General features: G+C 43.9%; 10 protein-coding genes. 6 read left to right on the top strand and 4 right to left on the bottom strand.

Going from position 1 to position 15,311, the window contains the following annotated elements:
- Positions 1-4 precede the first annotated feature (4 nt).
- Complete coding sequence (gene holA / locus EAH55_RS08150; protein ID WP_121809201.1) at positions 5-1,027, bottom strand: DNA polymerase III subunit delta; 1,023 nt, start codon at positions 1,025-1,027, stop codon at positions 5-7.
- Positions 1,028-1,162: 135 nt separating this feature from the next.
- On the opposite strand from holA, the gene EAH55_RS08145 reads away from it, so the two are divergent.
- Both EAH55_RS08145 and EAH55_RS08140 read left to right on the top strand, forming a co-directional pair.
- Positions 1,163-1,615 (top strand): type I restriction enzyme HsdR N-terminal domain-containing protein, encoded by a 453-nt coding sequence (locus EAH55_RS08145; RefSeq protein ID WP_121809200.1) that lies wholly within the window; start codon positions 1,163-1,165, stop codon positions 1,613-1,615.
- A 268-nt stretch (positions 1,616-1,883) separates the two neighbouring features.
- Complete coding sequence (locus EAH55_RS08140; protein ID WP_244228130.1) at positions 1,884-3,695, top strand: glycoside hydrolase family 2 protein; 1,812 nt, start codon at positions 1,884-1,886, stop codon at positions 3,693-3,695.
- A 396-nt stretch (positions 3,696-4,091) separates the two neighbouring features.
- On the opposite strand, the gene EAH55_RS08135 is transcribed toward EAH55_RS08140, so the two are convergent.
- Entirely contained in the window at positions 4,092-5,903 is a 1,812-nt protein-coding gene (locus EAH55_RS08135; protein WP_121809199.1) for an ATP-binding protein, read from the bottom strand.
- A 90-nt stretch (positions 5,904-5,993) separates the two neighbouring features.
- Entirely contained in the window at positions 5,994-8,642 is a 2,649-nt protein-coding gene (locus tag EAH55_RS08130) for a valine--tRNA ligase (RefSeq protein ID WP_121809198.1), read from the bottom strand.
- A gap of 786 nt (positions 8,643-9,428) precedes the next feature.
- On the opposite strand from EAH55_RS08130, the gene EAH55_RS08125 reads away from it, so the two are divergent.
- The 4 genes from EAH55_RS08125 (at position 9,429) to mnmD (ending at position 14,355) form a co-directional block, all read left to right on the top strand.
- A complete protein-coding gene (locus tag EAH55_RS08125) occupies positions 9,429-11,504 on the top strand; it encodes a M13 family metallopeptidase (protein ID WP_208644817.1) in 2,076 nt (691 codons plus the stop codon).
- Positions 11,505-11,657: 153 nt separating this feature from the next.
- The gene (locus EAH55_RS08120) at positions 11,658-12,104 is read left to right on the top strand and encodes a DUF1569 domain-containing protein (protein WP_121809197.1); all 447 of its coding nucleotides are present in this window, start codon (positions 11,658-11,660) and stop codon (positions 12,102-12,104) included.
- 116 nt (positions 12,105-12,220) lie between these two features.
- Positions 12,221-13,567 (top strand): MBL fold metallo-hydrolase, encoded by a 1,347-nt coding sequence (locus EAH55_RS08115; RefSeq protein WP_121809196.1) that lies wholly within the window; start codon positions 12,221-12,223, stop codon positions 13,565-13,567.
- A gap of 110 nt (positions 13,568-13,677) precedes the next feature.
- On the top strand, positions 13,678-14,355 hold the full coding sequence (mnmD, locus tag EAH55_RS08110) for a tRNA (5-methylaminomethyl-2-thiouridine)(34)-methyltransferase MnmD (protein ID WP_121809195.1): 678 nt from the start codon (positions 13,678-13,680) through the stop codon (positions 14,353-14,355).
- A gap of 7 nt (positions 14,356-14,362) precedes the next feature.
- Here mnmD and EAH55_RS08105 read toward each other — a convergent pair whose 3' ends face one another.
- Complete coding sequence (locus EAH55_RS08105; RefSeq protein WP_121809194.1) at positions 14,363-15,193, bottom strand: hypothetical protein; 831 nt, start codon at positions 15,191-15,193, stop codon at positions 14,363-14,365.
- Positions 15,194-15,311 lie beyond the last annotated feature (118 nt).

Genomic DNA, 15,311 nt, shown 5'->3' with positions numbered 1-15,311 from the left:
GGTATTAATGCAAAATCTTAAACATCAGTTCCTTCATCAACTCGCCATGCGGGGCGTTTGATTCAACACCTTTGCTTTTCAGATCATATTCGCGCAGGTAGCTGATTACCTGGAAAACTTTACCAAGCGGATAGTTGCGGGCAGCCTGTTCATAATCTTTTATAAAGTATGGATTTACCCCCATCTCTTTAGCCAGGTTTTGCGGGGTTTTATCTTTTACATAATGATAAACCAGTACTTTACTAAAAAAGTTGTTCAAGTTACCTAACACCAGCACAATGGGGTTTGATTTGGGATTGGCTTCAAAGTAGTTGATGATCTGGTTTACCTTGTAGGCATCCTTTTTGGTAAGCGCGGTTTGCAGCTCAAACACATTATACTCCTTGCTGATGCCAATGTTATCCTGAATGTGTTTCAGCGTGATTTCCTGCCCGGCGCTAACGTTCAGCATCAGCTTTTCAAGCTCATTGGCAATTTTGGCGAGGTCGTTTCCCAGGTATTCGGCAATCATAGCCGATCCCTGCTGGTTCATTTTATAGCCTTTTTCACTCACAAAACCTTCAACCCAGGCCGGAACCTTATTATCATACAAAGTGGCCGATTCAAAAATGAGCCCCTTTTTTTCGATGGCTTTGTAGGTTTTCTTACGCTTGTCAAACTTGCCGTACTTATAGCAGAAAACAAGAATGGTACTCGGCAGCGGATTTTCGAGATAACTTAATACCGGGTCGATGCTTTTTTTGTTATCATCTTCTTTACCCCATTTCATATCCTGGGCTTCCTTTACCAGTACAACCTGGTAATCGGCCATCATGGGGTAACGCTTGGCGGCGTTAAGCACGGTCATGATATCAGTATCCTTGCCATAAACCACGGTTTGGTTAAAACCGCGCTCGTGCTCCGGAAGCAGATGATGTTCAACATAATTACTCACCAGATCGATAAAATAAGGCTCCTCACCATGCAACAGGTACAGTGGTTTAAACTTACGGTTCTTAAGGTCCTTTAATATCTCGGCAGCAGTCATATTTTGAACTTCAAAAGTACTAAGTACCGAGCCAAAAGTGGAATGTATTTTTATTTAGAAGAATGCCCAACGATATATTTGTTAATTTTGAACCCCGGCTTAAGACTAATAACTTAATACTTCAGACTTTTCAAAATGCTCCAACCGCTTAATCTGCCCCCTCACCCCTTCAAAATAAGCGACGATAACGGCACATTAACCCTTTTTGACGAGATCCGTAAGAAAACCATCGTCATTACACCCGAAGAATGGGTACGCCAGCATTTTGTACAATATCTCATTAAGCAAAAAAACTATCCCCGCTCGCTCATCAAACTGGAAGGCGGCCTTAAGCTTAATACCCTGCAAAAGCGCACCGATATTGTAGTATTCAATCCCGATGGGCAACGCATCTTAATGGTGGAATGCAAAGCGCCTTCAGTAACTATCGATCAAAAAACCTTCGACCAGATAGCCCGGTATAATATGGTGCATAAGGTATCCCTGCTTGCAGTAAGCAATGGTCTGCAGCATTATTACTGCACCATTGACCATGAAAATTGTACTTACCAATTTATTGAAGAGTTGCCGGTGTATGTTAAGGGGTAGATATATAAGATCGTCATTGCTGTAAGGCACGAAGCAATCGCGATCTATACAGGGTGGATTTGCTTAGCAGCTCTGCTCATCGGGGATTGCTTCGTGCCTCGCAATGACGTGGTGGACAAAGGATTGCTTCGTACCTCGCTATGACGCTTTTTTAAAAGACTTCCTAATTAAGAAAACACACATAGACACCCCTAATAAAATGTTATGATAACAGTTATTTATTCCCTATTTTGGGCGGCATAACCTCATCAATTATAACATTTTACTCATGAAAATTTACAGCAAAGCAATTATGCTGGTTTCCATGCTGATAGCAGGCAGCTGCATCACATCTGCCCAGGAAGCAAAACTGCCTACCCAGTGGACAAACGCCGCCATGCAGGCCCAGATCCCTTTAGCAGATTATCCAAGGCCTCAGCTGCAACGTAACGACTGGCTTTGCCTCAATGGTAAATGGGATTATCGTGGTGGTAAAGATGCTCCCAATGCTTTAAATCCCGAAACGCCGGCATCATTTGAGGGTAAAGCGGATAAAATATTGGTACCCTACTGTCCCGAGTCTGTAATTTCCGGAGTGCAACGTAAACAGGAGATCAACATGTGGTACCGCCGCAGCTTTGAGATTCCTTCAAAATGGCAAAACAAACAGGTTATTGTCCATTTTGGCGCGGTTGATCACGATGCCACTGTTTTTGTAAATGGTAAAAAAGCAGGCTCACACTCGGGCGGTTATGATTCATTCAGCTTTGATATCACTCCATATTTAAAGAAAGGCAGTAATACCCTTATTGTTGCCGCTAATGACCCTAACGACGGCAAAACGCCTTCAGGTAAAAACGGACCACGTGGTGACTATACTTTTTCGTCGGGCATATGGCAAACCGTTTGGCTGGAGCCGGTGAGCAAATCGTACATAAAAGATATCCGCCTTTTGCCCGATTTAGAGGGCAAGCGCTTGAAAGTATTTGTCAATGCAGTTGGTTCGGGCAAGATCAGAGCAGTTGCTTTAAACAACGGCAAAGAGGTTTCGCAGGTTAGCGCAACCGGGGGAACCTATTTTTATCTTCCCATCGAAAACCCTGTTTTATGGTCGCCTGATTCTCCGTTTTTATATGATCTGAAGCTTACGTTTTATAACGCCGATGGCAGCCAGGCCGACGAGGTTAAAAGCTATTTTGGCATGCGCGATATTAAATTGGGCAAGCTTAACGGTGTAATCCGCCCGCTTATTAATGGCAAATTCATTATGCAGCTTGGTTTGCTCGACCAGGGTTACTGGCCCGATGGTGTTTTAACCGCGCCAACGGAAGAGGCGCTGAAGTTTGACATGGAGTATACTAAAAAGGCTGGCTACAACCTGATCCGTAAACACATGAAAACCGAGCCTCAGCGTTTTTACTATTGGGCCGACAAAATGGGCTTGCTGGTTTGGCAGGATATGCCCGCTATATGGTACCAAAATGAAGATACCACGCAAAACAGAAAAGTTTATCGTAAAGAGTTAAAAGCTATTATCGACGATCATTATAACTCGCCATCCATTATTACCTGGATACCTTTTAACGAAAATTGGGGCGCATTTGATGTAAAGAATATCACCAATTGGGTTAAGCAGTACGATCCGTCGCGCCTGGTTAACGGCAACTCTGGCTTTAATAATAATCCCGATTATCAAAAGCCTTATGGCGACCCTGGCAACGGCGATTATGTGGATACACACATTTACGTGGGGCCGTATGGCGCGTCTGTCCCTGATGATCACAGGGCTGCCTCGCTGGGCGAATTTGGAGGCGTTGGCCTTTTTGTACGTGGGCACATGTGGCCGGTACACAACAATGCCTATGATTATGAACCAACCAAAGCCAGACTTACCGATCGTTACGTATTTTTGCTGGATGAAGTAGAGCAACTTATGAAATATAAAGGATTAAGCGTTGCCATATACACGCAAACCACCGACGTTGAACACGAGGTAAACGGCGTTTTAACCTATGACAGGGCCGTTGAAAAAATGGAAATAGAAAGGGTAAGGGAAGTAAACCAGGCGGTAATTAAGGAAGGTGAGAAATTGAATAAGTAGAAGGATATTTTACGTAAGCCGTTGTTATTGACAACACTACAACTGTTCGAAAGATGCAGATCAGTTAAACGCTGGCTTGAAAAATCATGTCATTGCGAGGAGGAACGACGAAGCAATCTCGTAACTATACACATCGGTCATGCATCGGCTACGAGATTGCCACGCTGCGCTCGCAAATGACATGGTTTTTATTATTTAAGAGATATAGTTACGCCGTTGTTGGTGTTATCACCAACAACTTTTTGGTCACTGACTTATGATATGTATACGTGAGAGGAATTGTTGGTGACAACACCAACAACGGCAGGAGGAAATGACAACGTGTTTTTATTTAAAAAGATGTGTACATACAGTGGCTCCCTCGCACATGCCCCACTTTATCAGGCCATTAAAATCTTACCCCACTCTTTTTCTCACAGCGTAATTGTTAAGTTTTTCCAGCAGATCATCCGGTTTAAATGGCTTTGCTACGTAGTCGTTCATACCGGCCTCGTACACTTGCTCTTTGATATCAAAGAGCGCCGAAGCGGTAAGCGCGATGATAGGCACACCTGATTTTTTTGGGTCGGCCATTTTGCGGATCTCTTTTGATGCATCAAAACCGTTCATTACCGGCATCTGCAGATCCATTAATACGATATCAAAATTGCCGTATTGCATAAACTCAACCGCTCGTTCACCGTTTTCGGCAATGGTTGGATTAATGCTCCATTTACTCAACAGTTTTTTCATCAACATTACGTTCACCATGTTATCTTCAGCAATAAGCACACGCAGAGAGGCCAGGGTATCTTCTGCCGATTGCTTTGCCTGCGGCGCGACAACTGCTTCAGGCACTACTTCTGTTGATACCGGGAATTCCATATTAAACGAGAACTCGGATCCGTGCCCCGTCATGCTGTTAACCGTCATTTGCAGGCCTTGCAGCTCAAGCAATCGTTTAACAATAGCCAGTCCCAAACCGGTGCCACCATATTCACGTGTAGTAGCTAATGATTCCTGTGTAAAGGGTTCAAATATATTTTCAAGGTTTTCCTTTTTAATACCAATACCCGTATCCCTTATCGAAAAATTAACGGTAACAATGTTGTGCCTGTCTTCCACGCATGTAACCCTCACCCATATGTTTCCCTGCGCCGTAAATTTTATAGCGTTACTCACCAGGTTAAAAATGATTTGTGTAATACGGGTAGGATCGCCAAAAAGCACTTTATTTTTCAGCGAGCTATCAACATCAAGCTTAAACAGCAAGCCTTTTTCTTCGGCTTTTAATATTTGGCCGCCGCAAATATTGTTCATCAGCTCAATAAGATTAAACCTTATGTTTTCAAACACTATTTTGCCAGATTCTATTTTGCTGAAATCGAGCACATCATTAACAATAGCCAGTAAGTTATTGGCCGAAAACTTAAGTACTTCAAGGTTCTCGCGCTGATCGGGCCGTGGGCCGCTCATCATGAGCAAGTTGCTCATCCCTATAACAGCATTTAAAGGCGTACGGATTTCATGCGACATGGTTGACAGGAACTCGGATTTTGCCTGGGCCGATTTTTCTGCCTTCTCAATAGCGGTTTCCATTTTATTGTAAAGCCGGGCTTGTTCCGCACTGCTATCTTTAAGATGCTTGATATTTTTTAAGAAAGCCGTATAAAAATGACTGTGGATAAATATGAGCAGTATAAAATTGGCAAACAGGCTAATGATAATGGTCGACTGGTCAATTTTATTAGGCTTAATACCAATAACGTACCCGCTGTTATATTCAATGATCATGAATACCAGCACCGGCACCGTATTTAGCAGCGAGTAAATGAGCCCCCATTGCTGCCCCAGCATGTAATAACTAAATACAATAACAATGATAATTACCTGTACTGTAATGATATTTACAGTTTGTATAGAAACATAAACCAAACTGGCATTAACAAGAGTACCTACCACAAGCAGGGCATGTGCCGCGCCACGCCAGTCGGGCCGCCAGGTTAAATATTTAAATAACAATACTACCGATCCCATTAAAACCAGGGCGGTTTGGGCAAGCATCCGTTGGCCCTGGAAATAAACGTTGAGGTATAGCGCCCCGAGGGCTACAAAAATAAGGAAGAACCCATAATACAATAAACGGATACGGGCCTGGTCAAGGAACGGCTGCTCCTTCGACAAGATTTTATAAATTGATAAGTTGAAGAAACTTACTTTTTTACTCATATTCAGAACTTAACATTGGCCATGTAATTTGAACAAGTTAGCATACGTATTGTACGCTAACTTGTTATACAAAGCCGGTAAGTTCTGCAATTAGCAAGCCAAAGCTGCCAGGTTTTCTTCTATGATAGTTAATTTGGCTTCGGCATCTGCCTTTTTCTTTTGCTCAATCTCAACCACTTCGGGTTTGGCGTTGGCCATAAACCGTTCATTGCCCAGTTTCGCGTTAACCGATTTCAGGAAGCCCAGCAGATATTCCTGCTCTTTTTTCAACCTCGCGCACTCAGCAACCGGATCAATTTCTTCGCTGAACGGAACATAAAATTCATCGGTTGAAGCTAAGAAATTTATAGCCCCGTCAACTTTATCGGTAACGGTTTCAAACTTGCTGATATTGCCAAGCCTGGTAATGATGGCCTGATATTGGCTATATTCGATACCGGAATTTGATTTAACAAATAATTCAAGCGGTTCTTTATCCGATATTTGTTTTGTTTTACGAGTATTCCTGATAGAAGTAACGATATCTTTTACTATCTCAACCTCAGCCAATAAGCGTGAATTTATTTCCCCAATAGCGGGCAATTGCGCTACAATACAGCAGTCGTTTTCAGCACGTTCGCCAAATAGTTCATCATGCCATAACTCTTCGGTAAGGAAAGGCATGAAAGGATGTAACACTTTTAATATATTTTCAAAAAATTGGATAGTAGCCGTGTAAGTCGCTTTATCAATTGGATGCTGATAAGCAGGCTTGATCATCTCCAGGTACCATGCGCAAAAATCGTCCCATACCAGTTTATAGGTATCCATGAGGGCCTCTGATAAACGGTATTGAGCAAAGTTAGCTTCAATTTCGGTAAGTGCCTGGTTAAACCTGTTACCAAACCACTCAATGGCCACAGCATTGGGGTTAGCAAGGCTTTCATCAACTTCCCAGCCTTTTACCAGTTTAAAGGCATTCCATACTTTGTTGGCAAAGCCCGAGCCTTGCTTGCAATAGCTTTCGTCAAACATTAAATCGTTACCAGCCGGCGAGCATAACAGCATACCTACACGTACACCATCGGCACCATAGCTTTCGATCAGATCGAGCGGATCAGGTGAGTTACCTAATGACTTCGACATCTTACGGCCCAGCTTATCCCTTACAATACCGGTAAGGTATACGTTCCTGAACGGTACTTCGCCCCTGAACTCATGACCGGCCATGATCATTCTTGCTACCCAGAAAAACAAGATTTCGGGAGCGGTAACCAGATCATTGGTTGGGTAATAATAATTGATATCGGCGTTATCAGGATCTTTAAAACCGTCAAATACCGAAATTGGCCACAACCATGATGAAAACCAGGTATCAACTACGTCTTCATCCTGCCTCAAGTCGGCAGCGGTAAGTTCCGGATTTTTCGCCTGTGCTTCCTTCAACGCTTCTTCCGCATTTTTGGCAATCACAAACTCACCGCTTGGCAGGTACCAGGCCGGGATCTGTTGTCCCCACCATAACTGGCGACTGATATTCCAATCCCTTACGTTCTCCATCCAATGGCGGTAGGTATTTACAAACTTTTCAGGAATCAGTTTAATCTCGCCATTCAATACATAATCTAAAGCTGGTTTAGCCATCTCGCCCATCTTGCAAAACCATTGCATTGATAGCTTAGGCTCAATAACCGCGTTGGTACGTTCCGAAAAACCAACCTGCGATTTATACTCTTCAACTTTATCCAGTACGCCGGCTTCCTCTAATAAAACAGCTATCTTTTTACGGGCGGCAAAACGATCTTCGCCAACCAGTATCTGTGCTTTTTCGTTCAGCGTACCGTCGTCATTTAAAATATCAATAACGGGCAGGTTATGGCGCTGACCCAGTTCATAGTCATTTAAATCATGAGCAGGGGTAACCTTCAAACAGCCGGTACCAAAATCCATAGTTACGTAGTTATCCAGTATAACCGGTATCTCGCGGTTGATAAGCGGGATGTATACTCTTTTACCATGCAGGTGCAGATAACGCTCATCATTAGGGTTGATACAGATAGCCGCATCAGCCATAATGGTTTCCGGACGTGTTGTAGCGATAGTCAGGTAGTCTGAAGCCTGAAGTTCTGAGTCCAAAGTCTGACTTACAACTTTATACTTAATATAATAAAGCTTCTGATTTACCTCTTTACGGTTAACTTCTTCATCACTTACCGCGGTTTTACCTTGTGGGTCCCAGTTGATCATTCGGATACCGCGATAGATCAATCCTTTTTTATACAGGTGGATGAAAGTATCAATAACCGCTTCCGAAAGGCTCTCGTCCATAGTAAACCTGGTACGGTCCCAATCGCACGAAGCGCCTAATTTTTTAAGCTGCTCCAGGATAATGCCGCCGTATTTTTCCTTCCACTCCCAGGCGTAGGTTAAAAACTCTTCGCGGGTAAGGTCTTTTTTGCTGATGCCGCGCTCTTTAAGCATGGCAACAACTTTAGCTTCGGTGGCAATACTGGCGTGATCTGTACCGGGAACCCAGCAGGCATTTTTACCTTTCATACGGGCACGGCGAACCAGCACATCCTGTATAGTATTGTTAAGCATGTGGCCCATGTGCAAAACCCCGGTAACGTTTGGCGGCGGAATGACTATTGTATAAGGCTCGCGCTCATCAGGCACCGACTTAAAAAAGCCGTGCTGCAACCAGTAACTGTACCATTTTTCTTCGGTTTCTTTCGGGATATATGTTTTAGCAATACTCATAACGCGCAAAAATACGATAGTTAGCGGTTCATAGCCAAAGGTTGAAGGTTTTTTTTGTGGGTTGATAGTTCATAGTTGATAGATCATGGTTCATGGTAGAAGATAGGCTTGATCTGATTGTTTATAGAAGGATAAATGCGGAGGCTGCGTTAGGGATGGTAGTGGAAAGCCCGCCGTGTGCGGAGGAAATGCGCGGGGGAGACGAGGACTTGCAACGTACAGCCCGGCCCGTCAGCTGACGGGAACGCCCGCATAAAGAAATAAATGGTGATGGTTGAAGGTTAGCGGGTTTGTCTGAACTCGAATTTTTTAAATTAAAGAATTAACAGAATGCCAGGTAAATTCAGTAAATTCTCAAAATTCGTTTAATTCGAGTTCAGACGTGGGCGTTCCCGTCAGCTGACGGGCCGGGCTGTACGCTCATACACCTGCAGGCATTACGCTCATGGCTGGTATCCGCTACCATCCCTAACGCAAAAACGTTTTCTTTTTAAACATTATCTATACAACCATACACCTATCCCCATAACCATGATCTATGAACTATCAACTATGAACTATCAACCATGAACTATCACTCCCACAATATTTTTACAATTAACCAGTTATAATAAATGTAACATTCAAATTGTCATGAAAACAATGCCTTTTCACCGCTTTTGGCTTGATGTTTTGAAAAAAACCAAACTCGAAGCCATCATTAATTGGTTCAATCATTAAAGGCCAGCCCCCGCCTTTTTTTGCGTAATACCTGCTATTTATTAACTTTAATTTTTAAGTATTGACATGAAATTAAAGTTTAACTATTTATTGCTGGCCGCCAGCCTTGGTATGTCGGTAAATGTTTTTGCTGCAGACGGGCCTAAGCCCATAAAAACCAGGCATAAAACTGCTACCCCTCCTCAAAAATTTATTGATCCCGCCAATATGGACCTGAGCGTAAAGCCGGGCGACGATTTTTTTGAATATGCCAACGGCGGCTGGTTAAAACAAAACGGCATCCCGGCCAAAGAAACCCGTTGGGGAAGTTTCAACATTCTTCGCCAGGAAAATACGGATAAACTGATCGGTTTGCTTAAGGAGGTTAGCCAAACTTCTGCATCACAACCTAAAGGCAGTTTGAAACAACGCGTTGGCGACCTGTATGCCAGCGGTATGGATACTGTAACCATCGAAAAACGCGGTTATGACCCGGCCAAACCCGACCTGGAGCGTATTGATAAAATAAAAACGCTTGACGATTTTATTAACGAATTGATTTATGAGCGTGTTAACGGAGAAGGTTCGCCAATTTTCAGGTCGGGAGTTGATCAGGATGACAAAAACGTTAATAAATATGTAATAAGCCTTAGCCAGGGCGGCACTACCCTCCCCGACCGGGATTATTATCTCAAAAACGATCCGCGTTCAAAAAAAGCACAGGATGCCTTAAAAAAACTGATCACAACTTTGTTTACCCTTAGCGGAAGTAGCGCTGATGAAGCTGCGAAAAATACAGCCATAGTTTATGATCTGGAATACACCTGGGCCAAAGCACAATGGAGCCGGGTAGCTATGCGCGACCCGCATGCTACCTATAACAAGTTCCTGGTAGCCGATTTTGAAAAACAAACCCCGCACTTAAAATGGTCAAAAATACTCCCGGCCCTTAACATGGGTGGGCAGGATAGCATCATAGTCGGTCAGCCATCATTTTTTAGGGCCATGGATTCTACATTTGCTGCCACTCCCGCTGCCAAATGGAGAATTTACATGCGCTGGAATATGCTAAGGGGCTGCGCCAGTCAGTTAAGCTCTGATTTTGTTAATGCAAACTTTGTGTACAACAGCGCATTAAGCGGGCAAAAAGTACAAACCCCGCGTGCCGAGCGTATGAGCGCCCTTGTTGATGGCAACCTGGGTGAATTACTGGGTCAGCTTTTTGTTGAGAAATACTTTACGCCAGCCGCTAAACAATATATGGTTGAACTGGTGAATAACCTAAAAGGAACCCTTGGCGACCGCATTAAACGCCTTGACTGGATGAGCCCCGCAACCAAAGAGCGCGCACTCAAAAAACTAAATGCCTTTACCGTAAAAATCGGTTACCCGGATAACTGGGAAAAATATAATGGCATTGTAATTAACCGTGATGATTATTTCGGTAACCTGCGTGCTGTAAGCAAATGGCGTTACAATTTTAACGTGAGCCGCTTAGGCAAACCGGTTGATAAAACCCGCTGGGGAATGACGCCGCCAACAGTTAACGCCTATTACAACCCAACCAATAACGAGATTGTGTTCCCTGCAGGCATCCTGCAGTTTCCTTTCTTTGATTTTAAGGCTGATGATGCTGTTAACTATGGTGGCATTGGTGCCGTAATTGGCCACGAAATGACCCACGGCTTTGATGACCAGGGCCGTCAGTACGATGCCGATGGCACTCTGCGCGACTGGTGGACCAAAGAGGATGCCGATAAATTCAAATCGCGTGCCGACCAGGTGGTTAATCAATACAATGCCTTCACGGTAGTTGATACCCTGCACGTAAACGGTAAACTTACCCTTGGCGAAAATCTTGCCGATCTTGGCGGTTTAAATATCGCTTATGAGGCATTCAGCAAAACCAAACAAGGTCAGTCGGCTAATACCATTGATGGTTTTACGCCCGATCAGCGTTTCTTCCTGTCATGGGCACAGGTATGGCGTTCTTCGCAAACTCCTGAGTCGGCAGCGCAAAGGATCCTGACAGATCCTCACTCGCCTGAGCGTTTCCGCACCAATGCGCCTATAACCAATATCAATGCATGGTACAAAGCCTTTGATATAAAGCCGGGCGATAAAATGTATAAAAAACCTGAAGACAGGACTAAAATCTGGTAATCAAACCCTTTTTATAATGACAGGCCCGGTGATGAACCGGGCCTGTTTTGTTTTATAGTTTATTGGCATAAATCCGCCCTGTATATGGCTCAAAAACGCCTATGCCATATTGTAATTTCGTGATAACTTTATGGTATAAACCTTTTAAAACAAATGAAAACAATATTTGATAAAGAAACCCGCGACGGCCTGATAACCCGGATCAATTTAGTTAACGAAAACAGCCAGCCGCAATGGGGTAAAATGAATGTTTATCAAATGCTGAAACATTGCACCCTCTCTGATGAGATGTACCTGGGCTTTACCCATTATAAACGCGCGTTTATCGGCAGGCTATTTGGCAAAGTAGCACTGAAGGGGATGCTCAAGGATGATAGTCCGCTGGCAAAAAACAATCCCACCGTTCCGCAATGTAAAGTAACCGAGCCAGGTGGTGATATAGCAGCACAGAAAAAACAATGGATTAACTTGGTTGAAGAATACGGCAGGACTCCCAAAACTGATTTTGAACATACCTTTTTTGGAAAAATGACCAGGGAGCAAATGGGGCAATTAGCTTATAAACATATCGACCACCATTTGAGGCAGTTTAGTAATTAGAGATAAACTATCATAAACCAGTTTCACAAGTTTACACAAAGCCGATCAATATTTACACCAGTTAAACATTGTGCAAATAAAACATATTGCCTAAGCATTATCTTTGCAGGCAAAATATGATCATTCAACAATTTTACGATAAAGGCCTGGCGCATGGTTCATATGCCGTGATCCGCACAGGCAAAATGATAGTTATTGACCCGGCGCGTGATCCGCAGCCTTATTATGATTTCGCGGCCCAGCATGATGCCGACATTGTAGGTGTTATTGAAACCCACCCGCATGCCGATTTTGTGAGTTCGCACCTCGAAATTCATGAAACTACGGGCGCTGTTATTTACTGCAGTAAATTAACAGGCGCGACATATCCGCATGAAACATTTGATGACGGTGACGTTATTCAACTTAATGATATTAAGCTAAAATCCATCAATACCCCCGGCCATTCGCCCGATTCTATCTGTATTTTGCTAATAGACGAAGAGGGCCGCGAAACAGCCATCTTTACCGGTGATACCCTGTTTGTTGGTGATGTAGGCCGCCCAGACTTAAGGGAAAACGTGGGCAATATCACTGCTAAAAAAGAAGAGCTTGCCCGCCAGATGTTTCAGAGCACCCGGCAAAAGATCATGACCTTGCCTAAAAACGTAATAGTTTACCCGGCGCACGGCCCCGGCTCATTATGTGGCAAAAGCATGAGCCCCGATCTGGAAAGTACCATTGGTCGTGAGTTGCGTGAAAACTATGCGTTACAATTGATGGATGAGCTGGAGTTTGTTAAAACCCTCACTACCGATCAGCCTTTTATGCCCAAATACTTCGGCCGAGATGTGGAGTTGAATAAAAATGGTGTATCCGGCTTTGAGGGCAGCATTGTTGCTGTACCACGTATTGATGCAGACAGTGTTTTGGAAAACGGTATTTTGATAGTTGATAGTCGCCCCAAAGCACAATTCAGGAGTGGTCACCTGCATGGTGCCATTAACCTGCAGGACGGCGAAAAATTTGAAACCTGGCTGGGTTCTATTATCGGTCCGGATGAGCAATTTTACCTCATTGCCGAAAACGATGACAAGCTTGATACCCTTATTAAAAAAACAGCTAAAATTGGCTACGAGCAAAATATCAAAGCCGCATTATTAGCCCCTGCTAATACCGATGAAGTATCGGTTGATCTGGACTTAGACGCGTTCAAATCAAACGAAAACGACTACACCATTGTTGATGTTCGTAATCATGGTGAAGTTGCCGCAGGCAAGGTGTTCAAAAATGCCATCAGCATTCCCCTGCCCGAACTACGTGAACGTATTGAAGAGATCCCCACTGATAAACCGATCGTTGTACACTGTGCGGCAGGTTACCGTTCGGCGGCAGGCGTAAGCATTGTTTCGGCAGCTATTACAAGCGTACCGGTTTATGACCTCGGCGAGGTTGTAACGGAGATGATGAAGGAAGTGCATTAATAGTTCATGGATGATAGTACATGGTTTATGGCCAATAAAGTCCAGGAAACTATGAACTATCATTCGTAAACCATGAACTAAGTATACCAAAAAACCATGAACCATCATCTATGAACCATGAACTAACCATAGTCACCACAGCCGACGGCTCCAATACCATTTACAATGCCGAAGTAGGCGAGCATTACCACTCGCGTCATGGGGCCTTGCAGGAGAGTTTGCACGTATTTGTTAAATCGGGTTTGCAATATTTTCTGGAACGGAATGATACCGCCGAAGTAAGCATCCTTGAAGTAGGTTTTGGTACCGGCCTCAATTTTTTACTAACTGCCGATGCATGCAACAATAAGCAGATACAGTTAAACTATACCGGCATTGAAGCTTACCCGGTAAATGCCGGTATGATGTTGCAAACCGGCTATCAGCAATACATTCCGGAATTGCTGTGGCAGCAGTTCAATGAGAGTTACGCTAATGCCCTAACCGGTAAAGTTGAGCTTAACGCAAGCACCAAACTGCATATCGCCCACACCAGGCTTTTAGATTTTAAAACAGACGAACAGTTTGACATCATCTATTTTGATGCCTTCGCCGCCATTCATCAGCCCGAAATGTGGAACGAGGAAGCTATTGGCCGTACCGTTAGCTTTTTGAAAACTGGTGGCGTGTTTGTTACCTACGCTATTACCGGCAACCTGAAGCGTATGCTCAAAAGCATGGGCTTTAAAGTAGAAAAAGCGCCCGGAGCACCCGGTAAACGCGAAATGCTCAGGGCGATAAAACTTTAATTTCAGATTATAAGAACCTGAAGCCTACATTGAACTTCAGTGTGAAACCATTGGTAGTAGGCAATTCGCGGTATGCAAACTGGCCCTGGGTTGCCGCACTGCGGGTAGCATAAATGATAGGGCCGCCGCAAAGCGAAAACGCCAGGCGCGAATTAACCGGAGCATAATTAAGCGATGGGCCAATCAATAAACGGGCGCCTCCTTCGGCCTCGTCCGCTTCCCAAAAACCTTCCAGGTCCTGCCCTACGGCTTCAAAGCCGCCAAATAGTTGCCCGGAGATATGACGATGTACACCCACGCTGGTGATCAGGTCTAAGCCATCGCGATTAGTCGCAAATGCTTTTTCAAAGCGAAGGTTAGCACCAAGTTTCCAATTTGATACTTCATAAGCTGCAGTAATACGGCTAAATGCTACCGCGTCGCTGTTAAACTCTCTTCTGAAACCGAGACTGGCACCTGCCCTGAAACCCATTGGCTGGTTACCGCCAATAAAGTCACGCAATACTTCGGCTTGTTGCAGCGTGCGTACGCCACCATTATTACTAAAACCTGTACCCAGCATGGCCATTAGTGTAAACTTATTGCCAAGGTATCCTTTAGCCGAAAAATTTTGATCGACACCATCAAATCCCAATGGGGTAACAGTGCGCTCGCCATAGCCGCCCGAATAGTTTAAACTCCAGTTACGGCCTTGCGGGTTAAGTGTGCTCACGGTAAACAGGAAAGGCTGTGGCTGACTAAAAGTACTGTTAGCCATATCGCCAACAAGCTGTTGCTGCGCATAGCTTGTTTTAAATATCGAAACAAAAAGAAGAATAAACAGGTAAGTTTTTCTCATGGTAAAATGTATTTATCAGATAGCATTAACAATTGGCTAATAAAATTAATTAATGTTAGCTTAAAATTAATGATACAGTAAGTTTTCATTAAAGATGTTATCATACCTTTGCGATATA

This window comes from Mucilaginibacter kameinonensis, assembly GCF_003675385.1.
GTDB lineage: Bacteria > Bacteroidota > Bacteroidia > Sphingobacteriales > Sphingobacteriaceae > Mucilaginibacter > Mucilaginibacter kameinonensis.
The sequence above is the reverse complement of the archived record's forward strand: the minus strand, read 5'-3'. Positions and strand labels throughout refer to the sequence as shown.